Genomic DNA, 23719 nt, shown 5'->3' on the forward strand with positions numbered 1-23719 from the left:
TCGCCAAGCTCGTGGCGGCGAGTCAGCGCAACTCCGCGTTCCGGGTGTACCTGCCGTCGGCAGCGATCGAGTCGGCGCCCGAGCTGGGCGGCGCGGCGGTCGCCGTCGTTGCGGGGCAGCGGTTCACGGCGGCCGGGTTCGCCGTCGACGTCGTGGGCGGGGCGCACGCCGAGATCTACGACGGTCTGCCCGGCTGCGCCAACCTCGGGTTCGTCGTCGACGGCACGGTCTACCACCCCGGCGACTCACTGTTCGTCCCACCGTCGCCGGTGGCGACGCTGCTCGTGCCGGCTGCCGCACCCTGGCTCAAGCTCTCCGAGGCGTTGGACTTCGTGCGGGCGGTACGGCCGAAGCGCGCGTTCCCATATCACGACGCCACGCTCAACGACCTCGGCCAGGAGCACTTCGACGGCTGGCTGGACTTCAAGGGCGGCACCGAGTACGCGCGCATCCCGGTCGGGGAGTCGGTGACGATCCCGTGAGGACGTATCTCAGCAACCGGCAATCCGCGCGTGTCTCGTGATCATTCATGATGATGATCCCGGTCCGCGTGATCAGGAGGGGCTGTTCGAGGCCGAGCCGGTCGAGCCAGAGCAGCCGCGAGCGTTCCTCCAGTCGCTGCACCTCGCAGAAGCTCGGCATGGTCGTCCCGAACCCGGCCCTCTTCAGACCGAACCCCGGCCCTCTTCAGAGAAGCCGCCGCGGCTCACTTCGCCGGGCAGCACAAGGGCTTCCAGTGATCACTTACCGACGTTCCTCATCCTCGTCGCAGATATCGGAGAACTCCCCGCTCCGTGGCCCTGCGGCGCGCCTCAAACGTCGGCGCTCGACGGAAGCAGGGAGATCAGCGACCGTACATTCATGCCGATCTTGTTCTAATTCATGGAGCCGCCGTGGGCCTTTTACAGGCCGGCAACCACGAGGCCGAGCGGGCACGAAACGCGATCGGGCAGGCCCCCCGACCAGCCGTTCAGGGCAGCAGCGCGCGGAGCCGGCCTATCCCGTCCAGCACGTCGGCGCGATGCCTGCCATCTTTCATCCACGCGGGCAAGCGCTCGACGAGGGTCTGGCCTCCCATGTCCCGGCCGCGCTCCCGCAATCGTGCGGACACGTACGCGTCCAGCAGGTCCAGATGTTCGGCGTTGTACGCCCAAAGCACCCGCCCTCGGCAGTCGACGGAAAGCCAGAGCGGCAGTTGAAAGTACGGGTCATTCGGGCCTGAGAAATCAGGAAGTGTCCGTGCGTTGTCGCCTGGGCGGCGAGGAGCATTCCAGACGTCAGTAAACGCGCATTCGAGGCAACTGAGCCGACGGCGCAGCCAGAAATGATGCCGGGAGTCGTCGGCCGAATCAGGATCGCGAAGGACCCAAGCCTGCCCGGCACATCGCGGACACCGCACGAGGATTGCTCCAGCGGCCAAGCCACCCAGCCGATATTTCGGGTCGCGAAAGTGTCCCGCGTTCCCGTTCTCGACTGCTGTCATCGATGAAACGGTACAGCCAAGCCGACCGACATCGCTCGTGAGTGTGCGACGACGGCTGGCCGCGCTGTCGTGCCTGGCCCGGGGCGAGTCCGGCCGCGCCTCGGCATGAGGCAACCAGGGCGGCTCGACCGGCGCCGGCGGATCGGTGTGGACCAACTGCTGACGGCTGGCGGCGCTGAGTGCCCAGCAGAGGTTGTAGTCGCGGCCGTCGCCACCGCGCTTCAACGGTGCATTTTGGATCGTTCGGTGTTACCGCCCATTTCCCGTCGCAGCGGCACAGCGCCGTCTAAACAAGCGCGGCACAGGCATCCGGGTGAGCAGCCGGTGACGCTACGGCCGGCAGCGCCGGAACCGATGCCTGGAAAGGCTCATTGACAAGCCGGGAGGGGGCCTGAAAGGGTCTCGCGTACATCAAGATTCATCCCACGTTTTTCTGGCTCTGACCATTCGGGGAGGTCACGGCGATGCGGAAGAAACCTCTTGCCCTGACACTTGGCATGTCACTGGTCCTGTCCGTCGGTGTAGCGGGTAACGGTCCCGCGCTCGCCGCCGGCCGCGGCCTCGCAGCGGGCGAGATCGGCCTCGGCGAGGATCGCTTTCAGCCGAGTACCACCTACGACCTGTCGGTGACCGGCGACGAGCGGGACGCGATCCACGCGGAAGTCGAGGCGTTGGCCGGACGTGTCAACAGCGCGCGGGTGGGCGACGGAACCTACGACCCGCTCAGTCTGATCGGCGCGATGCTGGACGGGTCCAGCTACGACTCGATCTCCCGGGGCGGCACGGCTGCGACGTCGTACCCCTTCCCGGTCAGCAACACCGCGGCCAACCAGAACGAGTACGACCGCAAGGTCGCCAAGCTCGCCTGGGTGGTCAAGCTGGCCAAGGACCTGGGCTTCCCGGTGGTGGTCCAGCGCCAGCCCGACAAGTACGTCTACGTGGAGATCGGCGATCCGGACGCCCCGGAGATGGTCATGGCGTTGAGTCACCTCGACTCGCCGACCGCCTCCGTTTCGCCGGCTCAGCTGGCGCGCTGGCGGGACGCCGACGGCAACTTCGGTACTCCTGGTGCGTACCACTCGCCCTATGTCAAGGACGGCTGGATCTACGGGGCAGGACTTCAGGACGACAGCGGTCCGACGCTGGCAACGCTGCTCGCGGCCAAGGCGCTGCTCGAGGCGGGCCTGCCCCTCGACCGGCGGATCCGCATCGTGATGGGGATCTATGAGGACGGCGGTCCCGGCACGCCCTCGGCGGCGAACACCGCCACCTTCCAGTCCATCCCGTACAACTCGAACCCGAGTTTCTACGACAACTGGGCCTACAAGAACCTCAACCGCGAGGATATGCCGATCGCGGGCTACACCTCCGACTCGCGGTTCCCGGTCATCGTCGGCAATTCCGGATCGGTGACCCCGTCGGTGTCGATGGACTTGTCGGCGGACAGCACGAAGCCCTTCCGGCTAACGGACGCCAAGGCCGGCGTCACCCTGCGGGAAGGCGACCCGACGCTCAAGGACATCGCGTACGGCAGCACCACGCAGATCGCTTCCCGGGCGATCTTCACCCTCGACGTCGCGGGGGCCGGCTCCACCGAGCGCGACCGATTCGTCTCGGCGATCACCGCCGCCGCGACCACGAAGGGCTGGCTCCCGGCCGCTCCGGGCACCACCCCCAAGGTGCAGACCACGATCACCGGTGACTCGCTCACGCTGGAGATCAACACCGATGTGGCGATGGAGATGCCGACCCCGCAGTACGGCAAGAACGCCGTCGTGTGGGGGATGTTCCTCCTCTCCCAGGGACTTGGCGCACTGGGTGGCACGGCCGCCGACCTGCAGTTGAAGACGGCCGCCGACGGAATCGCCGACCTGTTCTTCCGCGACGGGGTCGAAGGTGAGGCCTACATCGGCAAGTACATGGGCATCCCGGCGAACCTGTTGCGTAACCCGAGCAACGGCACCCCGAACCTGACCTTCGCCCTCATGGGCGGCATCAATTCGGAGACGCCGACGAGCTTCTACACGGCCTCCTCCGGCAGCCTCAGCATCCCGATGTACGTGCGCAGCATGCACGTCACCGCGGCTGACTCCAGCGAGGCGACGCAGGCCGTCACGGCCGCCTTCGAGGCGAAGGGGTTCAGCATCGGCAGCCTCGGCGCGCCCGTCGGCGCCGGACTGTACGTCACGCACGACAACCCGCTGACGGCTCTCCAGTTCGGGAGCTACCAGGCCTCGATCAACTGCAACACCGAAGAGTTCGCGGATCCGTACGCCCTCAGGGACGTGGTGTATCCGCAGGGCACGACCGGCGGCACCCTGGCGAGCAGCTTCCGCAACAAGATGACCGCCTTCGGCGCGGTGATCCCGGGTAACGAGCGCTGGTGGCACACCGCCAACGAGCGGATGAACGTCGACTCTGCGGTGCAGATGACCAAGATCATGGCCGATGGCATGCTGGAGATGGCCCGCTACTCCGGCCCCGCCGGTGCCAAGTTCATGTGGGCGGACATCCCGGGGCTGAACTCCGACCGGGCGGACCTCGACCTGCTCGACGCCACGATCGGCACCTACAAGGACGCCTCGGCCGCTGTCGACAAGAGCCAGCTGGGCAACCAGGCCCTGCTCGGCGCCACCTCGTTCAACATCCCGATGTGGAACGGGCGCGGCAACTCGACGCCGACCGCCTCCGCCTACGAGCTGGGGCACGCCCCGGGCGGCGTCTACCTGCCTCTGACCGACCCTGAATACCTGAGCAGCACGTACGTGGCGCCGATGCGGCTGGAGTTCAAGGTCGACCGCCCCGAACACATGTCGGACGCGGCCTGGGCGAAGTTCGTGGCCGGCGGCTACGGGGACTTCCAGTTCAACATCCTCGTCGGCGACAAGGTTGTGCCGCTGGCCGTTCCCGCAGGGCAGAGCGCGGACAAGTACTTCTCCTCGCGCACCTCGGCCACCAACCCCGACGCCATCTACCTGTCGGTCAACCTCGCGATCACCGATGCCGCGTACACCGGGGTGAAGCCAGTGATCGCGGATTCCAAGACGGACCTGTACACGGTCAACCCGGACTACCTGGCCTCGAACTCGGATCCGTTCCCGGAGCGTGGAGCCGTCGAGCAGCGGGGCTTCTTCCTGTTCGGTGACGGGCAGAAGAACGCCGAGTTCTCTTCGCCCGACGCGGTCTACGTGACGGTCGCCAACGCGGTCGTCGACGCCAAGCCGTCGGCGGTGATGAAGAAGCTGAAGGGCAACGACAACGAGTTGACCGTCACGGTGACGCAGACCCACGTCGACGGCAGCGAGTCGGCTCAGACGGCCACGTTCACCATCAACAACAACGCCGCCGGCACTTACACCGTCGGCGACTACAAGGTGTACGTCGACACCAAGGGCAACACCCAGGTGCGGTCGATCCACATCGTCTGACCCCTGCCAACCGGAAGTTCAACGCGCACGAAAGGGCATGGAGCGCCCGGCGGTTCACTGCCGGCCTCCGTGCGGCGCGTCGTTCAGTAGAGGCCGCCCCGGCATTGTGCCGGGGCGGCCTCGGCCGTCGAGACGCACTCGTCAGCGTTCCGCGAGCCCCGGCGTGCCCGCGTGCCCATCGGGATAGGCAGGCCCGTCGGGACCGGTTGGCCAGCGCTCAAGCTCTCCGGGGTCGACGGCCCACATCCCCATCGATGACCCACACTGGGCGGATGCCGCAGCAGGATGTCACCGATGACATGGTCACCTGGTCGAGCGCCCGGATGCGCCGATGGATGAGCGCGTTGAGCGAGGACGCGGCCCCGCGGTCGGTCAACTGGTAGCTCCGGATTCGATGGGTCGCCCAGCTGAACGTCTACGAACGAAACTTGACGGCAGAGGCACGCCGGGAATGGGGCGAGGACTGGGACCGGTCCGCGCTGCTCCGAAACGTCCTGGCCGCGGTGACACTGACGCCGGCCCGGGCAGCCGAGCTGGCCGAGCGTTGGCGGACACTGGCGGCCGAGCAGATCCTGCTGCTTCGCCGGCACAAGCACCTCGTTCGGCCGCTTGCGGCGCTCGTCGATCAGTTGCCTGCCGGACCCGACACCGAGCGCGTCCGCACCTGGCTGGCGATGTTGCCGAAGCTGCCCTAAGACTTCGGCGGCCGTGCTTGCTGCACCGTCCCGTCACGGCAGGGGTGTCAGGTGGTTGGCGGGAAGCCCTGTGAGATTCGCTCGTCGCGCCGGGGCAACCGATCGGTCATCCATCGAGTCGCGGTGAGCCGAGTTCCTTCCGCAGTTGCCAGACCAGGTTCTGGAAGGCCGTCTCCGCGGCGTCCTCCTGAGCCTCGTCGGACTCCGGGCCCAGGCGGTAGAGGGCCCTGGCGACGTCGTTCGCCAGCGTCACCGTCCGAGCGCCGCACAGCAGGCTGAGAGTCGAGCGAGCGCTCTGCATCCGGTTCCGCCACTCTCGTCGGTCGTCCTCGTCCATGCCCAGCTCGCCGACCTTCCGATACTGGTTCAGCAGGTACCGCGTGCTGGTGACGTAGTCGACCGCACCGCGAAGCTTCTGGTCACGGAGCCAGTGCCGACGCTCGCGTTGAGCCTGAAGCCAGGCGCCGATGGCTACGACGACGAGGCTGGCGAGGGCGCCGAAGCCCGCCGCAGCAAGGTTCCCCATGGCGGTGGACAGTACGAAATTGTCGGTGTCACGGCTAGACCATTCGGGTGGCCAGCTCGCGGATCAAGAACGGTGCGCGGAGCGTTGGTGCTTTTGCTCGTCCGGGTAACCGGGCGGTCTGCGGTGTGACGGTTCAGGCCGAGGTGCCGTGGACGTGCGAGACCTTGCCACGATGCACTCGCCCTGCCGCAACCGCGGCAGCAGGCCCTACCCTGCTACGGGTGAGCCTGCCCCTGCCTGCCGGTGAATACCGGGCGTACCTCTTCGACTGCGACGGAACCATCATCGACTCGATGCCACTGCACTACCTCGCCTGGCAGCAGGCCTTGGCGGAGTGGGGCTGCGAGTTCCCGGAGGACCTCTTCTACGCGTGGGGTGGTCGTCCGGTCGCCGACATCATCGTGGACCTCAACGAGCGGCACGGTCTCGCCATGCCGGTGGCGACCGTCGCCGAACGTCGGGAGGACCTCTACCGGCAGTTCCTGCCGAAGCTCACCGCTGTGCCCGAAGTCCTCGAACACATCGTCGGGACCCATCGGCGTGTTCCGTTCGCGGTGGTCTCCGGCAGTACCCGTGAGTCCGTCACCGCGTCCCTCGGCACGCTCGGTCTGCTCGACAAGTTCGACGTGCTGGTGTGTGCCGGCGACTACGCGCGGGCGAAGCCGGACCCGGAGGCGTTCCTGCGGGCGGCCGAGCTGCTCGGTGTCGCTCCGCAGGACTGCCTGGTCTTCGAGGACACCGACATGGGCATCCAGGCCGCGACCGCGGCCGGCATGGCGTCGGTACGGGTACCGCAACCGCGGAAGCGCTAAGCAGTCGTAGGCCGTCGACGCGAGGGCTGCGTCGGTGACGGTCGGCCGTCGGGTGCGAGGGGTGCTCAGGCGAGCGGGACGGTGGTCGCGGTGAAGCGGTCGGGACGCACGATCGTCAGCTGCCCCTTGCCGAACCCGTCCACGTCGGCGAAGACGGCGTCGTGCGCGGTGAGCCACGCCCGGGTCTCGGGGTCGAGAGTGCCGGCCCCGCCGCGGATCACGCCCCACCGGTTGCCCAGCAACTCGTCGACGGTAGTCCGCCGGCCGTCGACGACGAGCGGGCTGTCGGGCAGTTGCCGGGTGCCGTCGGGGAGGCGTTCCGGTGCCCCGGCGGCCTTGCCCACGCGCGCGTCGAGCCCGGGGAGCAGCCCGACGGTCCGGACGAACCGCCGCAGCGCGGCTGCCGCGAGACGGTTGCGGCCGAGTACGACTCGACCGGTGAGCAGCGCGCTGCGGGTCATCCGTGCCACGGCCGGCCGCCGCTCGCGCTCGTAGCGGTCGAGGTCGCCGGGCGCGTCGGCCAGCAGCCAGGACAGGGTCGCGACGTCGCGGAGGCCGGCGCCGAGGCCCTGACCGGTGAACGGCGGCATCGAGTGCGCGGCGTCGCCGGCGAGGAGCACCCGGCCGCGGCGCCACGTCGAGGCCGTACGAGCGTGGAACGTGAACACCGCGGCTCGCTCGATCCGCAGCGCCGCGGGATCGATCCATGGACGGATCAGGTCCTCGGCCCGCATCACCATGCCGGCCGGGTCCTCGCCGGGCAGCAGCCTCCACTCCCACCTCCGTGCGCCGGGCCGCTCGAACGCCACCATCGGCCGGGCCGGGTCGAGCACGTAGGAGAACGTCGGCTCACCGCTGCCGGGCTCGTCGGTGCGGGCGTCGACGACCAGCCACGGCTCCGGGTAACTGACGCCGTCGTAGGAAGCCCCGATCAGGCCGCGTACGGTGCCCGGCGCACCGTCACAGCCGACCAGCCAGGAGGCGGTCAACGTCGAGCCGTCGTCGAGCGTGACGGTGACGACGTGGTCCGACTGCGTCAGCGCGGTCACCGACCGGCCGGCGCGCAGGTGCACGGTGGGCATCCGCGCCAACCGGTCCCGTAGCGCCCGCTCGAGGCGCGGCTGGTCGAGCATGACGCCGGCCGGCACATCGTCCGGCAGCCGAAGCGTCAGCAACGGGCGGCGGTCCTTGTCGAGCAGTCGCGAGCGGCGCAACGGCGTCGCCCATTCGTCCCAGCCGTCCAGGCCTTCGATGCGGCGGAGGATCCGCTGCACGTGCGAATCGAGGACCGCCGCTCGCGGATGGGCGTGCTGCCCGGACCTGGCGTCGGACGCCGGGTCCACGACGACGACCCGGACGCCACGATCGCCGAGCAGCGCGGCGAGGGCTGCTCCGACCGGTCCGCATCCGGCAATCGCCACATCCGCGTCCACAAATCGAATCTCCCCGCCTGGGCCCGCTTGGGCAAGGCCAGGGTCCGGAGACCGACCGGAAATCGGGTACGAGTCTCCGATGCGCGGCCGGCACCGGCCGGGCGGCCACCGGTTGGCGCGACGGCACCGAGCGCGTGCCGCGCAGGGCCCGCTCGGTGCCCGGGAGCGGCCGCGACCCCGTAGTCGCACATTCGCATCTCTGGGACGCTCCCGTGTGGTACGACTGCCGGTAGCCGGAACCGGTAGAAACGGGCGAGCGATGACGAGTGGGGTACCCGCACTGCTGCGCCGACCGGAGGAACCACGCGCGACATTCCTGGAGCTCTTCTTCGACCTGGTGTTCGTCTTCGCGCTCGCGGCGCTCTCCACCGGGCTGCTCAAGAACCTGAGCTGGTACGGCGCCTTTCAGACGCTGGTGCTGCTGCTGGCCCTGTGGGGGGTCTGGACCGCGACGGCGGGGCTCACCGACCGGATGAATCCGCAGCGACCGCTGGTGCAGCTGCTGGTCCTCGCAACCATGTTCGGCACGCTGCTGATGGCTGCCGCGGCGCCGGAGGCGTTCAACGACCGAGGACTCTTCTTCGCGGTGACGTTGGTCGTCACGCAGACCGGTGGCAGCGTCATCGCGGCGTTCGCGCTGCGCAGTCACGAGGCTTGGCGCGCCTTCGCGCGGGTACTGTTCTGGCACTGTGTGTCCGCGGTGCCGTGGATCGCCGGCGCGGTCACGTACGGCGTGGCGCGCAGCGTGCTGTGGGCGCTGGCGGTGGTGGTGGCGAACACGGCAGTCGCTCTGGGCCTACCGACACCCTGGTTGGGGCGCGCGTACATGCGACCCGAATTCGCCATCTCCGGCGAGCACGTGGCCGAACGCTACCGGCAGCTCTTCATCATCGGGCTCGGCGAACTCGTCCTGGTCACCGGGCTGACCGTCAGCGGCAGCGGATTCGGGCTGGCCCGGATCGCCGCGGTCGTGGTGGCCTTCGCCACCACGGCACTGCTGTGGCGGATCTACATCCACCGTGCCGGGGGCCTGCTGGCGGTGGCGCTCGCCGCCGCGACCGACCCGGTCCGGGCCAGCATCCTGGCGCTGAACGCCCACCTGGTGATGCTCGCCGGCCTCGTGCCGAGCGCCATCGCCGTCGAGCTCGTCATCGACCACCCGGTCGGGCACACGCAGCCGGCCTGGATCGCCGTCATCCTCGGCGGGCCTGGGCTGTTCCTCGTCGGACGGAGCATGTTCGAGTACGCGGTGTTCGACCGAGTATCCGGAGATCGAGTGGTCGGGTTGATCCTGCTGGCCGTCGGCTCACCGGTGATGTTCTTCCTGCCGCCGCTGGCGGTCGCCGTCGTACCTGCGCTCGTGCTGGCCTGGATCGCGGTGTCCGACGCGATGCGTGCCCGCGGACGCCCACCGGAGTCGGCGGCACCACCCGGCTAGGCGGCGCGTCAGAGGAACTTGTACATGTCCGCGGAGGCGTCTGCGGTCTCGCCTGCGGGTGGCGCGGTCGCCGTCACCTTCTCCCCGAAGTCGCTCATCCGCAGCTCGGTGACGAGATCTCCGAGGCTCTTCGTGGCGATCGTGTAGGAGAGGGCGGTGACCCGGCCCTCGACGTCGACCGTCGTCTCGAACGGGATCGCCTTCGGGTCCTTCGCCAGCTTGGCGGTCGACTCGAGGCCCTCGCGCATTCCACCGTCGTCGCTCGCGGCCTGCACGGCCTTCTCCAGGTCCGCAGTGCCCTTGTAGCTGCCCTCGCCCACCTTCTCGGCGGTCACGATGCCGCCGACCAGGCCGGTCTGCGACCGCAGGTCGAAGGACTGGCGCAGCGGGCTCTCCGGCCTGAGCTTCGTGAGGTCGATCTTCATCCAGGGTTTGTCGCTGCCGAACGATTCCGACTTGATGTAGGCGGCGTCGCCGATCAGCCGGGCCTCCATCTCCTCGGGTGCCGTGGTGACGACCGTGAGCACCCTGGCTGCCGGGTCCATCTTGCCGGTGAGTTCCATCGCCGCCTGGCCGATCTTCACCGAGGCGTCCATGGTGACCGTGCCGGAGAGGCTGCGACCCATGCCCTCCTTGATGGTGGTGACCGGGTCGGCCGCGGACGTGGCGCGCCCGGGCGAGCCGGTGGGGCTGCCGGAGCCGGTGCCGCAGCCGGCTACGAGCACGGCGAGGGCGATCGAAACGACAGGGATCATTCGACGCATGGGCATGACCCTATCCGTGACCACTGCCGTTGTCCGGCCGAAGGGCGTTCAGTGTCGTCTATTTCTCCGAGGGGCCCTAGGCGCCGTCGGGCGTCAGGCGTAGAGCTTCTTCAGATAGTCCGGACCGTAGTGGCGCTCCAGGTCAGCCATGTCCTTCTCCGGAGCCTCCAGCTCCTTGACCAGGCGGGCCCGGGAGGGCAGTACGTCCGGCCGCCAGCTCTCCGGCTTCCACAGCGCCGAGCGCAGGAAGGACTTCGGGCAGTGGTAGAAGATCTGCTCGACCTGCACCAGCACGGCGAGGACGGGACGGTGGCCCTTGACGGTCATCTCCGCGAACCAGGGCGCGTCGCGGACCAGCCGGGCGCGTCCGTTGATCCGCAGCGTGTCGGCCCGACCGGGGATCATGAAGAGCAGCCCGACGTGCGGGTTCTCCAGAATGTTGCGGTAGCCGTCCGCCCGCCGGTTGCCCGGCCGCTCCGGCAGCGCGATCGTCGTGTCGTCGAGCACCAACGCGAAGCCCGGCGGGTCACCCTTCGGCGAGACGTCGCAGCTGCCGTCCGCCCCGGCGGTCGCGACCAGGCAGAACGGTGATGCGGCCAGCCACTGCCGGTCCAGCTCGTGCAGCCGGGTGCGTTCCTTGTCGGCGGCGTGTTCGGTAGGCGTGCCCAGCAGCTCGCGCAGCTCCTCCGCCGAAGTGATCTCCACCGTCACGTGTTCCTCCCCGGGCCGAACGTGTAGGCGGAGCCGCCGCGCCGCGACTCGTGCCGGACAGCGTACGACCGGTCGTCCCGAGGTTTGCCGACACTGCCCGGGGGTACCGCCTCACGCAACGCGCGGACCGACCGGAGGGAGGCGACGGCATGAGCGAGCGGAGCGAGCGAATCATCGGGCGCAGTGTGGTTGAGCCTCAGGCCGTGGCCGACCGGAGGGAGGCGACGGCATGAGCGATCAGGGTGGCGGGTTCGGCCGCTGGCGCGGCCGGCAGCAGGGCTGGGACCCGATGGGTGAACTCCAGTCGCTCCGCTCCGAGCTGCGCCGGCTGGTCAGCGGCCGGTCCGGTCCGCCGGAGGTGGAGCTGACCGAGGTGCCCGACGGCTGGGAGGTCATCGTCCGGCTGCCCGGGGTGGCGCCCGAGGAGGTGGCCGTCGAACTGGACGACCGCGAGCTGTGCGTACGGGCGCGCTCCGAGGCCGAGGTCAACGCCGACCAGGGCATACCCGGCGGCTTCGAGACCCGCGGCTTCGAGTACCGCGTCGAACTGCCGATCCGCGTCGACCCGGACGCCATCGACGCGGTGATGGACCACGGACTGCTCCGGGTCCACCTGCCGCGCGCCGCCCGGCCCGCCCCGCGCACCATCACCGTCGGCCGCGCCGGGCCGCGTACCGGCTCGCTCGGCAGCCGTACGCCGGCACCGGGTGATCCGGCCGCGGACCGGGAGCTGCACCGCCCGGACACCGCCGTCGGCGAGATCGACCGGCCGTAGCGGGCCCGGTGGTCGCCCCGTCCCTGCTCGGCCCGGTCGCCGAGCGTGTACCCGAGGTCGAACGGATCGCCGTGCTGCGCGCCAACGCGCTCGGCGACTTCATCTTCGTGCTGCCGGCGTTGGACGCGTTGCGGGCCGCGTACCCCCGGGCGGAGATCGTGCTGCTCGGTGCGCCCTGGCACGCGAAGCTCTGGCGCGACCGGCCCGGCCCGGTGGACCGGGTGCTGGTGGTGCCGTCCGCGAACGGGATCCGTGATCCGGAGCCGGACGAACAGCCGGCGGCGACCGACGAATTCCTGGCCGCGGTGCGGGCGGAACGCTTCGACCTGGCGTTGCAGATGCACGGTGGCGGTGCCAACTCCAACCCGCTGATCACGGCGCTCGACGCCCGGGTCACGGCCGGGCTGCGCGCCGAGAACGCGCCGCCGCTGGACCGCTGGATCCGGTACGTCTACTACCAGCACGAGGTGATCCGCTACCTGGAAGTGGCGGCCCTCGTCGGCGCAACGGCCACGACGATCGTGCCCACGCTGACGGTCACCGGGGCGGACCGGAACGAGGCGGCCGGAGTGCTCGGCCCGGCCCGGCAGCCCCGGGTGGCGCTGCATCCGGGCGCCACCGACACCCGGCGGCGCTGGCCCGCCGAACGCTTCGCCGAGGTGGCCCGGGACCTGGTCGACGTGGGGTACGAGGTGCTGGTCACCGGCACGCCGGCGGAGCGGGAGGTGGTGGATCGGGTGGTCGCGGCGGCCGACGCGCCGGTCCGGCCGCAGGTCGGCACGCTCAGCCTCGGCGGGCTGGCCGGCTGCTACGCGGACTGCGCGCTGGTGATCTCCAACGACACCGGGCCGCTGCACCTGGCTGCGGCGGTCGGCACCCCGACGGTCGGCATCTTCTGGGTCGGCAACCTCATCAACACCGCGACGCCGCTGCGCGGCCGGCACCGGCCGATCATCTCGTGGACGGTGCGCTGCCCGGTCTGCGGCGTGGACTGCACGACCGACATCTACCCGCACCGCCCCGGGGAGGACGGGTGCCCGCACCGGGACTCGTTCGTGACCGATGTGCCGGTGGCCGAGGTGCTCGAGGCCGCCCACGAACTGCTCCGGTAGGCGGGGACGCTCGCTCAGGCCGGCTGCGCGGCGTCATCGTCGGCGAGGACGACCTCCCACGCCTCGACGTCCCGCTCCGTGACGGTGGTCGGCGACTCCAGGTGGTACGCCCCGCTGGGCAGCACTCCCGCGCCTCCATGGCGGGCGAGGACGGCGAGTTGGGCGGCGACGTCCTCGCCCTGGTGTTTCTCCTGCACCCTGCGCCAGAAGTCGAAGCCGCCCGAGTCGACCAGCTTCGCCCGGTCGTACAGGACGCAGCCGCCGATCCAGGAGACCTTGTACGCGCGCCAGGCGTCGGGCGGCAGCTCCAGCTTCTCCGTGACGTGCAGCAGGTTCGCCGCCGAGTGGATCTGCGCCCGCTCCCACTCGGGTGTGCCCGGGCGGATCCGCTCCGGCACCGGCGTGGTCGCCCACTGCTCGTAGTGCCCGTGGGTCTCCGGCCGTACGTCGTCGACGTAGGACAGACCGTGCACGGCGTTGCCCACGAACCCGCAGCCCAGCTCGGCGAGCGCGGTCACCAGCCGGTGCAGCGTCCCCGGTTCCAGCCAGACGTCGTCGTCCAGGCAGAGCACGTACCGGGCGGCCGAGGCGGCCAGCAGGTAGGCCCGGTGCTCGGCCAGCCCGCGGCGGGGCAGCCGCCGGGTGAGCAGTACCGGGTGACCCCGGTGCCGCAGCGCCCGCACCATGGTGGCGGCCGCCGGGTGGGCGTACGCCGGTTCCCCGTCGGACTGGTCGCTCACCACCACCCCGAACCCGGGCACCCCGTCCTGGGCCGCCAGCCCGGAGAGGGTGACCGCCAGCTCGGCGGGGCGGTTGCGGGTCGGGATCAGCACGTCGACCACCCGGTCGGCGCGGAACCGCTCCGGGGTGCCCGGATCGAGTGGCCGGTTCACGACGGCTTGCTGGACATCGACGGGTCGACCTCCCGCTCCTGGCTGTGCGTACGGATCCGCTCGATGATCTGCGACGTGGAGCGGTCCGGGACGTAGCCGAGGGTGCGGACCTGCCCGCCCAGCCGGCGGACCAGTGGCGCCTCCGGCACCATCTCCGGCGGGTAGTCGCCGCCCTTGACGTACACGTCGGGGCGGACGACCTCGATCAGCGAGGCCGGTGAGTCCTCCTCGAAGACCACCACGTGGTCGACGCAGGAGAGGGCGGCGAGCAACGCGGCCCGGTCCTCGACCGGGTTCACCGGGCGGTCCGCCCCCTTGAGCCGCCGCACGCTCTCGTCGGAGTTCACCGCCACGATCAGCAGATCACCAAGGGTGCGGGCCTGTTCCAGATAGCGAACGTGGCCTCGGTGCAGTACGTCGAAGCAGCCGTTGGTGAAGACGACCGACCGGCCGCCGTCGCGTTGTGCCTCCACGATGGCCGCCAGCTCGTCCGCGTCGACCACCACCGGACGCCCGGGGTCCTGCACCGGCTGGTCGAGCGCGGCGAGCAGATCGTTGCGGCGGCAGACGCACGTCCCGGTGTCCGAGACGGTGATGGTGGCGGTGAGCTGAGCGAGCTGGGCGGCGGTCGACAGCGGCGCGCCGGCGGCCAGGGCGAGCGTCATCGCCGCCAGGTACGCGTCGCCGGCCCCGACCGCGTGGCTGGCCGGCACCGGCGTGCTGTGGCTGCGCCGCCGCTCGCCGTCGGCCGCACCGACCACCGCGCCCTCGGTGTCCAGGGTCACCGCCACCACGTCCGCGCCGGTGTGCGCGTGGAGTTCGGCGAGGCGTGACTCGGCCAGCATCGCCCGATCGACGCCGTCGCCGGCCGCCGCGTTCACCGTCACTCCGGTGGCGGTCACGCTGAGCCCGTCGCCGGTCATCGCCACCCGGCTCTCACCCGGTGTCGGCTCGCCGGTGGGGCCGGTCCGGTCGATCCGGGCCGTACGGCTCGTCACGTCCGGATCCGCGGCCGTCGGCTCGGGACCGGCCGGGCCGGAGTTCGTCCGGACCGCCGCGCCGTCGCCCCGGGGTTCCTCCGCCTTGGGCGTACGGTCACCCGGCGCGGCACCGACGATCAGCTCGGACGGACCGTCGGCCGGATCGCCGTCCGGGTGGTCGAGGTGCAGCTCGGGGCCGGCGCCGCGCCGGGCCGCCCGAGCCAGCAGGCGGGTCGCTTCGGCGAAGCTGGGGGTCACGACGGTCGGGGCGAGGCCGCGCCAGTCAGCGAGGTCGTGCGCGTCCAGTGCGACGGTGGCGAACCGCTCCCGGTTGGCGACCAGCCAGGCGCGCACCGGCGTGGATAGTGCGCCGAGCCCGTAGTCGCAGACCACCAGGGTGGGAGCCTCCCCGCCCGCGACGGCGCGCAGCTCCTCCGTGGCGCAGTCCAGGGCGGTGAGCAGCCGCTGCACCCCGTCCGGGTCCAGCGCGTCGTCCGGCTCGCCGGAGTCCTCGCGGAGCAGGATCTGGTTCCCCGCCAGCATCCTCCGCTTCAAGGGTGTCGGCCGGCCGGGCTGGTTGACCGTACGGTCCCAGACTCCCGCCCGGTCCAGGCAGTCGTGCAGTTCGTCGCCGGCCACGTCGGCGCCGACCGGGGCCACCAGTACCGCGCGGCCGCCGAGCGCGGCGACGTTCACCGCGGTGTTCGCCGCTCCGCCCGCCGCGGAGATCCGGCGGCGGAGGGTGAGCACCGGTGCGGGCGCCTCCCGGCAGAGCCGGTCGGACTCCGCGAACCGCCACTCGTCGAGCATGGCGTCACCGATCACCAGGACCGGGCGTCCCTGCCAGCTTTCCACGACGCTGGCGAGCCGCCGCTGTTCCGCTGCTGCTCCTGCCATGTCGCTCGGGATCCCCCCGGCCCGAGGGGTCAAACCAGGTCGCCGTCGCAGCGCCCACCATGGCGAGGGTTTCGCACCTGGTGTCCCGGGAACGATCCGTAGGTACCCCTCGGAAAGGAGATGCAACGAGATGTCAGCGATGACACTTCAGGGCAAGCGGATCGCCTTCCTGGCCGCCGACGGGGTGGAGGAGGTCGAGTACGTACAGCCCCGTGAGGCGGTGGAGAAGGCGGGCGCGACGGCCGAGTTGGTCTCGCTCAAATCTGGTTCGATCCGGTCGTTCAACCACCTCGACCATTCGAAGCCGTACGACGTGGACGTCACGGTGGCCGACGCGGACGCCGGTGGCTACGACGCGCTGGTGCTGCCGGGTGGGGTGGCGAATCCGGACTTCCTGCGTGCGGATCCGGACGCGGTCCGCTTCGTGCGGGCGTTCTTCGACGCCGGCAAGCCGGTCGGGGTGATCTGCCACGGGCCGTGGACGCTGATCGAGGCGGACGTGGTACGCGGACGGCGGATCACCTCCTGGCCGAGCCTGCGTACCGACCTGACGAATGCCGGGGCGACCTGGGTCGACGAGCCGTGTGTCACCGACGGGGGCCTGGTCAGCAGCCGCAAACCGGACGACCTGCCGGCGTTCTGCGCCAAGATCGTCGAGCACTTCGCCGCGCCTCCCAACTGACCCGGCACCACCCGTCCCGACGTCGCCGATCATGAGGTTGGCGGTTTCGATCGCCGCCGCCAACCTCATGATCGACATCCGGAACCCTCCCCGGGCGGGGCATGTTCCTCGTACGCCGGGAAAGAAGGGCGGGTGACCAGCGAAGCCCCAGCCGCAACCGCGCTGAACAGCCGGCAGATTCGCCTGCTCATGATCGGCCTGATGACCGGCATGCTGCTTGCGGCACTCGACCAGACCATCGTCGGTACAGCCCTGCCGACCATCGTCGGCGAGCTCGGCGGGATCAGCCACTACTCGTGGGTGGTGACCGCGTACCTGCTCGCCTCGACCGCGTCGACCCCGCTGTACGGCAAGATCTCCGACCTCTACGGCCGCCGTCCGGTCTTCCTCTTCGCGATCGGCGCGTTCCTGGTCGGTTCGCTGCTGGCCGGGCTGTCACAGAACATGACCCAGCTGATCCTCACCCGGGGCGTGCAGGGCCTGGGCGCGGGCGGTCTGATCACGCTCGCGTTCACCATCATCTCGGACGTGCTCTCGCCCCGGGAACGTGGCCGCTACCAGGGTCTCTTCGGCGCGGTCTTCGGTATCGCCTCGGTGGCCGGCCCGCTGGTCGGCGGGTACTTCGCCGAGACGAACTGGCGGTGGATCTTCTACATCAACGTGCCGCTGGCCCTCGTCGCCATCGTGGTCTGCTACCACGTGATGCGGCTGATCCCGTTCGAGCAGCGGGAGCGCACCGTCGACTGGCTGGGCGCGGCGCTGCTGGTGGCCGGGGTGAGCTCCATCCTGCTGGCGCTGAGCTGGGGTGGCAACGAGTACGCCTGGGGCTCCGGCGTGATCATCGGGCTCATCGTGGCCGGAGCGGTGCTCAGCGCGCTCTTCGTGCTCCAGGAACGGCGGGTCGCCGAGCCGATCCTGCCGCTGCACCTGTTCCGCCTGCGTACCTTCGCGCTGGCCAACACCGCCGTCTTCATCATCGGCCTGGTGATGTTCGGGTCGATCATCTTCATCCCGCTCTACCTCCAGATCGTCAAGGGCGCCTCGCCGACCCAGAGCGGTCTGCTGATGCTGCCGATGATGGTCGGCATCATCGGCACCTCGATCCTCACCGGGCGGGCGATGACCCGGATCGGGCGGTACAAGTGGTTCCCGGTCGCCGGTTCGGTGGTGCTGGTCGTCGGCATGCTGCTCTTCACTCAGCTGCAGGTCGCGACCACGATCTGGCTGGCCTTCCTCTACATGGTGGTGATCGGCGTCGGGCTGGGGCTCTGCATGCAGTCGCTGATCCTCGCCGTGCAGAACGCGGTCTCCGTCCGGGACCTGGGGGCCGGCACCTCCTCGGCGACCTTCTTCCGGTCGCTCGGCGGTTCGTTCGGGGTGGCCATCCTCGGCACCGTGCTCTCGTCGGGGCTCGCCACCGGACTGGCCAGCCGGTTGCCCGGCGCGCTCGCCCAGCTGCCCCCCGACCAGCGGGCCGCCGCGGAGGCGGCCGGCGGGACGAGCATCTCGATCAACGACCCGGCGACCATCATGGCGCTGCCCGGCCCGGTCCGTGCCGCGATCCAGGAAGCGTTCGTGGCGGCGCTGCACCCGGTCTTCCTGACCGCCGGGCTGATCGCGATCGTGGCCGTGCTGGTCACCGTCACCATGCCGAACGCCCAGCTGCGCGGCGCCGGCCCGCAGGGCGCCACCGGCGGTGCCGACCCGCTCGGCGGCAAGGCGCCGGCGGCCGGCGGTAAGCCGCTGTCGAAGGAGTCGAAGGAGCAGGCGGCCGCCCAGATGGAGGCCAACTCCCAGACGATGATCTGACTGTCGGCCCGGCTCAGGACAGCGAACCCGGGCCGGGCCGCGACCGGGCGCGGCGGATCACTTCAGAATCAGGCGGTTGGTCTGTTCGAAGACGTCCAGATCGGCGAGGGTCTCCAGGACCGAAGGGGAGAGCGGGGACGGGAACTGCTCCCGGTGGAAGAAGCCGGCGTCGGTGGTCTCGTCGGTCACCCGGGACAGCGTGCCGTCCCACTCCTCCACCCGGAACGCGGTCGTGAAGATCTGGTACGTGTGGCCGTACATGTTGGTGTGCGTCCGGTCAGGCCCGGTGTAGAGGGCGAAGGCGCACACCCGAAGTGCCCGCAGCCCGGTCTCCTCGCGCACCTCGCGTACCGCGCAGTCGGCGATCGACTCACCCAGTTCCATCGCGCCGGCCGGCATCGCCCACTGGCCGTTGTCCGACCGCCGGATCAGCAGAACCCGACCGGCGTTGTCCCGCGCCACCGCGCGGGCCCCGACGAACATCAGCGTCCGGTCCCCGGCCAGGGCGCGCAGCTGACCCACGTACGAATCGGCCCAGGAGATGCTCACCCGGACAATCTACGAGTCGCCGCCGGAGGCAGGCGGGTTTCCGGGGTTCCCAAGGTGTGACCGGCGACACTAATTTGTCACCCATGCGGAGCACGATGATGGACGCCCCCCTCCAGGTCTCCCGGATCCTCGACCACGGCGCCACCGTGCACGGCACGGCCGAGTCGGTCACGTGGACCGGCGCCATGCCCCACCGGATGACGTACGCCGAGGTCGGGCGGGCCGCCGCCCGCCTCGCCCACGGATTGCGCGCCGAGTGCGGCGTGACCGGCGACGAGCGTGTCGCCACCTTCATGTGGAACAACAACGAGCACCTGGTCGCGTACTTCGCGGTGCCGAGCATGGGCGCCGTGCTGCACACCCTGAACATCCGTCTCTTCCCGGACCAGGTCGCCTACATCGCGAACCACGCCGAGGACCGGGTGGTGCTGGTCGACACCACACTGATCCCGCTCCTGGCCCGGTCGATCGGGGCGATGACCACCGTGCGGCACGTGGTCGTGGTCGGTGGCGGCGATCCGGCACCGCTCGTCGAGGCGGCCGGTGACCGGATCGTCGTGCACCGGTGGGATGAGCTGCTCGCCGGCCGCCCCGACACGTACGACTGGCCGGAGGTGGACGAGCGGGACGCGGCGGCGCTCTGCTACACCTCCGGCACCACCGGCAACCCGAAGGGCGTGGCGTACTCGCACCGTTCGATCTACCTGCACTCGCTCCAGGTCTGCATGCCGGAGGGGTTCGGTCTCGGCCCGACCGACCGGGAGCTGGCCATCGTGCCCATGTTCCACGCGATGTCCTGGGGGCTGCCGTTCGCGGCGTTCCTCTCCGGCGCCTCGCTGCTCATGCCGGACCGCTTCCTCCAGGCCGCGCCGATCGCCGAGATGATCGCCGCCGAGCGGCCCACCCTGGCGGGCGCGGTGCCCACGATCTGGGCCGATCTGCTGAACCACCTGGACACCCACGAGGGGGACGTCTCCTCCTTGAAGGAGGTGATCGTCGGCGGTTCGGCCTGCCCGCCGGCGTTGATGCGCGCCTTCGCCGAGCGGTACGGCATCCAGGTCGTGCACGCCTGGGGCATGACGGAGATGTCGCCGCTGGGCTCGGTCTCCCGACCGCCCGCCGGGGCGACCGGCGAGGAGGCCTGGCGCTACCGCTACACGCAGGGGCGGATCCCGGCCGGGGTGCAGGCGCGGATCGTCGGGCCGGACGGGAAGCCGATGCCCGCCGACGGCACGTCCGTGGGGGAGCTCGAGGTCCGCGGGCCGTGGGTCACCGCACGGTACGTCGGCGAGGACACCCCGGACGAGGAGAAGTTCGGCGGCGGCTGGCTGCGTACCGGCGACGTGGGGATGCTCTCGCCGGACGGCTTCATCACGCTCACCGACCGGGCGAAGGACGTGATCAAGTCGGGTGGGGAGTGGATCTCCTCAGTCGAGTTGGAGAACGCCCTGATGGCGCACCCGGCCGTGCTCGAAGCCTGCGTGGTCGGGGTGCCGGACGAACGCTGGGACGAACGTCCGCTGGCGACGGTGGTGGTCCGGGAGGGCGCCTCGGTCGACGCCGAGGAGCTGCGGGACTTCCTCTCCGCGTCGGTGGCCCGCTGGCAGTTGCCGGAGCGGTGGGCCTTCATCGACGCGGTGCCGAAGACGAGCGTCGGCAAGTTCGACAAGAAGGTCGTCCGTTCGCGGTACGCCGACGGTGAACTCACCGTACGGGAGCTGAGTCCTCAGTAACGTTTCTGCACGGGCCGACGCCTGTCAGAGGGAGTGCACTCTCGCAGACCTGCCTCCCCAGGGGCGGCCCCGGCGTTCGCACCGCGCCGGGGCCGCCCGTTCCACGCGGGGCGACCCGCAATGCCATTATTGCGAAAGTTATTCGCCTCCGTCCCGATGACGGAGAAATCCGTTCAACGCGCGTCGTCACTGCTCACTGGTGCTGATCAGCACCTTTCCGACCACCGAGTTCTCCACCGCCTGATGGGCCGCGGCGGCCGCGGACAGCGAATGGTGATGCAGCGGCAGACCCGCCTCCGGGCCCACCCGGATCGCGCCCTGCACGACGGCAGCGCAGACGTCGCGGACCGCGTGCGCCTTCGCCACCTGCGGCTCGGTGTAGACCAGCACGAACTGCCAGCGGGCGTTCGGCATCATCGACGGACGGATCGGAACGGTCACCTCGTCACCGCCCTCGTTGGCGTAGACGCAGATCGCGCCGCCGTTGCGCAGCACCTGCGCGTCAGTGGCCGCGTTCACCGCGGGAGCGACCTCGACGATCGTGTGCACCCCGTCGGGCACGATCTTGCGGACCTCCTCGACCACGTCTTGCTCACGGTAGTTGATCACGTGGCTGGCGCCGGCCGCCGCCGCGAGCTGCGCCTTCTCCGCGCTGCTTACCGTGGCGATGACGCAGGCGTCGGCCCAACGGGCCAACTGGATCGCGGCGTTGCCCACCGCACCCGCCCCGCCCTGCACCAGCACCGTGTGATCGCTCAGCGCGCCGGCGTGCAGCTTCTGCGGCATGTACTCGCCGACGGTCAGGCAGCGGTGCGCGGTGAGGAACGGAATGCCGAGGGACGCGCCCAGGTCGAACGAGGCGGAACCCAGGCTCACCGACTGCCGGACCGGAACCACCGTGTACTCGGCGGCGGTGCCCCACGGCCGTTGCCAGGCGGCCTCCCAGATCCAGACCCGCTCGCCGATCAGCTGCTGGTCCACACCCTCGCCGACCGCCTCGACCACCCCGGCGCCGTCCTGCCCGGGGATCTGCCACCCACCCGGGATCGGCCCGTGCCGCCGGGCCTTCCAGTCGGTCGGGTTCACGCCGGAGACGGCAACCCGCACCAGGACCTCACCCGGGCCGGGCTCCGGCACCGGCCGATCGACCAGCTGAAGCACCGACGGGTCGCCGGTGCGCTCGTACACGATCGCCTTCATCGCCGTCTCCTCCTGACCTGCCCTGTTCCGGAACCTCTGGCGCACCTACCGCCCCATGCACCGACCGTAGGCGGTCGGCACTGCCGGGGCGGCGGTTCAAGAGAGCCGCTCCACCACCTCTGGCGTCAGTTCGTCGACCGAGCCGAGCGTCACGGCGGCGAGCTCGGCGGCGTCCCCGTCCAGCGGGTACGACCCGTGCGGGATCGCCACCACCCGCATACCGGCGGCGGCCGCCGAACGCACCCCGTTCGACGAGTCCTCCACCGCGGCGCAGCGCGTGGGGTCGACCCCCAACCGCTCCGCCACGGCGAGGTAGACGTCCGGCGCCGGCTTGCCTCGGGCGGTCTCCTCCGTGGAGAGCGTCGTGCGGAACGAGTCGGTCAACCCGGTCGCCGTGAGCGTCGCGGCGATCAGCCGGGTCGGTGAGGAACTCGCCAAGCCCAGCGGCCACCGCGCGGCCATCCGGCGTACCACCTCGTCGGCGTCGTCGATCAGCGGTACGTGCTCCGCGTACCGCCGGGTCATCTCGTCGATCACCTCGGTGGCCACCTGCTCGGCCGTACGCGCCACACCCAGCTCGTCGCTCAGGTAGCGGGCCCACTCGCCGGTGCTCATCCCCATCAGCCGGCGCTGGCTGTCCGGCTGCCAGGTGCCGCCGTGTGTCGCCACGTACGCCCGCCGGACCTCCTCCCAGACCGGCTCCGAGTCCACGATCACGCCGTCCAGGTCGAAGATCACCGCATCCACCACGCCCCCATCCTGCCCGATCGTCGTTGATCGGCAAGCCAGGTGTGCCGAGCGTCCCCGACCGGGCGCGGCCGGGCGAGCGATCAGCCGGCCAGCTCCGGCAGGCCGACCGGATTCTGCGGCGGCACGACCGAATGGCAGGCATTGGCGATCGGGTACAGCAGCTCACACAGCCGCTCGACCCGGTCCGCGCCGAGGATCCGCCAGGGGCGGGCGGCCGCGACGTCGGTCGCGTCCTCGACCGCCCGGAACGCGGCGTGGCCCCGCTCGGTGGGCTGCCCGTCCGGCGTGAGCCAACCCCGCTCTGTCAACCGCTCGCGGGCGGCCTGCCACTGTTCCTCGGTCCAGCCCCGTCCGAGCAGGTTCTGTGCCGGCATGTCGACCGCGACCCGCCAGGCCAGCGTCTCCACCGGATCGAGGTCGGCGGCGACGAGCGCGGCTACGTGCCCGTCGCCCCGGTGCTCCCGCAGGGTGGTGGCGGCCTGCCAGAGCCGGGCCAGCGGGTACTCGCCGGCGGGCAGGGCGGCGTTGGCGGCGCCCAGCACCCGGCCACCGGGCTCCACCTCGCCGGCCGCCTTCTCGAGCAGGTCCGCAACCTCGATCAGATGCGTCTCGGGCAGCTCGTACGTCAACTCCGCCAACGCCTGCACCGCACCGGTGAGCCGGGCCCGCAACGCCTCCTGCGGGGTGGCCAGCCGCCACACGGCGGGCAGTGCCCGGCTCACCGTCGGTGGAGCGAACGTGTAGAACGCGGCGATCACCGGGGCGGCGTCGGTCGCGCCGAGCGGAGCGGCCCGGCCGGCGAAGTAGCCCCGCCAGTACCCGCGAAGCCCGGCCGCCTCGTACGCGGCTCGTGATCGCGGATGGAAGTAGGTGACCATGTGTACCGGTTCGTAGTGCCGCCACATGAGCCGAGCGGTCCGCCCGGGGACGTCCAGCGCCGTCACGGGTACCTCCACGTCGCGTCCGAGTCGACCCCGGGCGTGCGTGCCCAGGGTGACCCGGAACCTACTGGACGTGAGGAAGGGGCTGGAAGACCTCTGTGGGGAACT

Annotated in this window: 21 protein-coding genes; 10 read left to right on the plus strand and 11 right to left on the minus strand. The window is 70.6% G+C overall.

Annotated features, from left to right (window positions below; translation table 11 throughout):
• Nucleotides 1–482: MBL fold metallo-hydrolase (locus tag ABZS42_RS11070; RefSeq protein ID WP_355144009.1), on the plus strand; the 482-nt coding region annotated here is incomplete at its 5' end.
• Nucleotides 483–970: 488 nt separating this feature from the next.
• On the opposite strand, the gene ABZS42_RS11075 is transcribed toward ABZS42_RS11070, so the two are convergent.
• Entirely contained in the window at nt 971–1708 is a 738-nt protein-coding gene (locus ABZS42_RS11075; RefSeq protein WP_355144011.1) for a hypothetical protein, read from the minus strand.
• 239 nt (nt 1709–1947) lie between these two features.
• Here ABZS42_RS11075 and ABZS42_RS11080 point away from each other — a divergent pair, with 239 nt between their 5' ends.
• The gene (locus ABZS42_RS11080) at nt 1948–4911 is read left to right on the plus strand and encodes a M20/M25/M40 family metallo-hydrolase (protein WP_355144012.1); all 2964 of its coding nucleotides are present in this window, start codon (nt 1948–1950) and stop codon (nt 4909–4911) included.
• A 428-nt stretch (nt 4912–5339) separates the two neighbouring features.
• Nucleotides 5340–5606, plus strand: a complete 267-nt coding sequence (locus tag ABZS42_RS11085) for a hypothetical protein (RefSeq protein WP_355144014.1) — start codon at nt 5340–5342, stop codon at nt 5604–5606.
• A gap of 106 nt (nt 5607–5712) precedes the next feature.
• On the opposite strand, the gene ABZS42_RS11090 is transcribed toward ABZS42_RS11085, so the two are convergent.
• The gene (locus ABZS42_RS11090; RefSeq protein WP_355144016.1) at nt 5713–6132 is read right to left on the minus strand and encodes a hypothetical protein; all 420 of its coding nucleotides are present in this window, start codon (nt 6130–6132) and stop codon (nt 5713–5715) included.
• 221 nt (nt 6133–6353) lie between these two features.
• On the opposite strand from ABZS42_RS11090, the gene ABZS42_RS11095 reads away from it, so the two are divergent.
• Nucleotides 6354–6944, plus strand: a complete 591-nt coding sequence (locus tag ABZS42_RS11095; RefSeq protein WP_355144018.1) for an HAD family phosphatase — start codon at nt 6354–6356, stop codon at nt 6942–6944.
• A gap of 65 nt (nt 6945–7009) precedes the next feature.
• On the opposite strand, the gene ABZS42_RS11100 is transcribed toward ABZS42_RS11095, so the two are convergent.
• Nucleotides 7010–8377 carry an FAD-dependent monooxygenase gene (locus tag ABZS42_RS11100; protein ID WP_355144020.1) on the minus strand — a complete coding sequence of 456 codons (1368 nt, stop codon included), beginning with the start codon at nt 8375–8377 and terminating at the stop codon, nt 7010–7012.
• Between the two features lie 259 nt (nt 8378–8636).
• On the opposite strand from ABZS42_RS11100, the gene ABZS42_RS11105 reads away from it, so the two are divergent.
• Complete coding sequence (locus tag ABZS42_RS11105; protein ID WP_355144022.1) at nt 8637–9815, plus strand: low temperature requirement protein A; 1179 nt, start codon at nt 8637–8639, stop codon at nt 9813–9815.
• 8 nt (nt 9816–9823) lie between these two features.
• Here ABZS42_RS11105 and ABZS42_RS11110 read toward each other — a convergent pair whose 3' ends face one another.
• Together ABZS42_RS11110 and ABZS42_RS11115 are read right to left on the minus strand one after the other, a co-directional pair.
• The gene (locus ABZS42_RS11110; protein WP_355144024.1) at nt 9824–10579 is read right to left on the minus strand and encodes a hypothetical protein; all 756 of its coding nucleotides are present in this window, start codon (nt 10577–10579) and stop codon (nt 9824–9826) included.
• 93 nt (nt 10580–10672) lie between these two features.
• Nucleotides 10673–11290 carry a pyridoxamine 5'-phosphate oxidase family protein gene (locus ABZS42_RS11115; RefSeq protein WP_355144026.1) on the minus strand — a complete coding sequence of 206 codons (618 nt, stop codon included), beginning with the start codon at nt 11288–11290 and terminating at the stop codon, nt 10673–10675.
• Between the two features lie 229 nt (nt 11291–11519).
• Here ABZS42_RS11115 and ABZS42_RS11120 point away from each other — a divergent pair, with 229 nt between their 5' ends.
• Both ABZS42_RS11120 and ABZS42_RS11125 read left to right on the plus strand, forming a co-directional pair.
• A complete protein-coding gene (locus ABZS42_RS11120) occupies nt 11520–12065 on the plus strand; it encodes an Hsp20/alpha crystallin family protein (RefSeq protein ID WP_355144028.1) in 546 nt (181 codons plus the stop codon).
• 8 nt (nt 12066–12073) lie between these two features.
• The gene (locus ABZS42_RS11125; protein WP_355144030.1) at nt 12074–13177 is read left to right on the plus strand and encodes a glycosyltransferase family 9 protein; all 1104 of its coding nucleotides are present in this window, start codon (nt 12074–12076) and stop codon (nt 13175–13177) included.
• 14 nt (nt 13178–13191) lie between these two features.
• Here ABZS42_RS11125 and ABZS42_RS11130 read toward each other — a convergent pair whose 3' ends face one another.
• Nucleotides 13192–14070 carry a glycosyltransferase family A protein gene (locus ABZS42_RS11130; RefSeq protein WP_355144032.1) on the minus strand — a complete coding sequence of 293 codons (879 nt, stop codon included), beginning with the start codon at nt 14068–14070 and terminating at the stop codon, nt 13192–13194.
• Nucleotides 14067–15947: a D-glycero-beta-D-manno-heptose 1-phosphate adenylyltransferase gene (gene rfaE2, locus ABZS42_RS11135; protein WP_355144034.1), complete on the minus strand. Its 1881-nt coding sequence runs from the start codon at nt 15945–15947 to the stop codon at nt 14067–14069. Before rfaE2 ends, ABZS42_RS11130 begins: the two co-directional genes overlap by 4 nt.
• Before the next feature lie 130 nt (nt 15948–16077).
• Between rfaE2 and ABZS42_RS11140 the strand changes: the two genes are divergently transcribed.
• Both ABZS42_RS11140 and ABZS42_RS11145 read left to right on the plus strand, forming a co-directional pair.
• The gene (locus tag ABZS42_RS11140) at nt 16078–16629 is read left to right on the plus strand and encodes a type 1 glutamine amidotransferase domain-containing protein (RefSeq protein WP_355144036.1); all 552 of its coding nucleotides are present in this window, start codon (nt 16078–16080) and stop codon (nt 16627–16629) included.
• 132 nt (nt 16630–16761) lie between these two features.
• Complete coding sequence (locus tag ABZS42_RS11145) at nt 16762–18438, plus strand: MDR family MFS transporter (RefSeq protein ID WP_355144038.1); 1677 nt, start codon at nt 16762–16764, stop codon at nt 18436–18438.
• A gap of 57 nt (nt 18439–18495) precedes the next feature.
• Here the strand turns inward: ABZS42_RS11145 and ABZS42_RS11150 are convergent, their stop codons facing one another.
• Complete coding sequence (locus ABZS42_RS11150) at nt 18496–18987, minus strand: NUDIX domain-containing protein (RefSeq protein WP_355144040.1); 492 nt, start codon at nt 18985–18987, stop codon at nt 18496–18498.
• Nucleotides 18988–19085: 98 nt separating this feature from the next.
• Here ABZS42_RS11150 and ABZS42_RS11155 point away from each other — a divergent pair, with 98 nt between their 5' ends.
• Nucleotides 19086–20720 (plus strand): fatty acid--CoA ligase, encoded by a 1635-nt coding sequence (locus ABZS42_RS11155; RefSeq protein ID WP_355144266.1) that lies wholly within the window; start codon nt 19086–19088, stop codon nt 20718–20720.
• A 186-nt stretch (nt 20721–20906) separates the two neighbouring features.
• On the opposite strand, the gene ABZS42_RS11160 is transcribed toward ABZS42_RS11155, so the two are convergent.
• The 3 genes from ABZS42_RS11160 to ABZS42_RS11170 form a co-directional block, all read right to left on the minus strand.
• Entirely contained in the window at nt 20907–21920 is a 1014-nt protein-coding gene (locus tag ABZS42_RS11160) for an NADPH:quinone reductase (protein WP_355144042.1), read from the minus strand.
• A gap of 96 nt (nt 21921–22016) precedes the next feature.
• Nucleotides 22017–22670, minus strand: a complete 654-nt coding sequence (locus ABZS42_RS11165) for an HAD family phosphatase (RefSeq protein WP_355144044.1) — start codon at nt 22668–22670, stop codon at nt 22017–22019.
• Between the two features lie 80 nt (nt 22671–22750).
• The gene (locus tag ABZS42_RS11170) at nt 22751–23575 is read right to left on the minus strand and encodes a hypothetical protein (RefSeq protein ID WP_355144268.1); all 825 of its coding nucleotides are present in this window, start codon (nt 23573–23575) and stop codon (nt 22751–22753) included.
• Nucleotides 23576–23719: the final 144 nt, after the last annotated feature.

Source organism: Micromonospora sp. NPDC005367, assembly GCF_040606825.1.
Lineage (GTDB): Bacteria > Actinomycetota > Actinomycetes > Mycobacteriales > Micromonosporaceae > Micromonospora.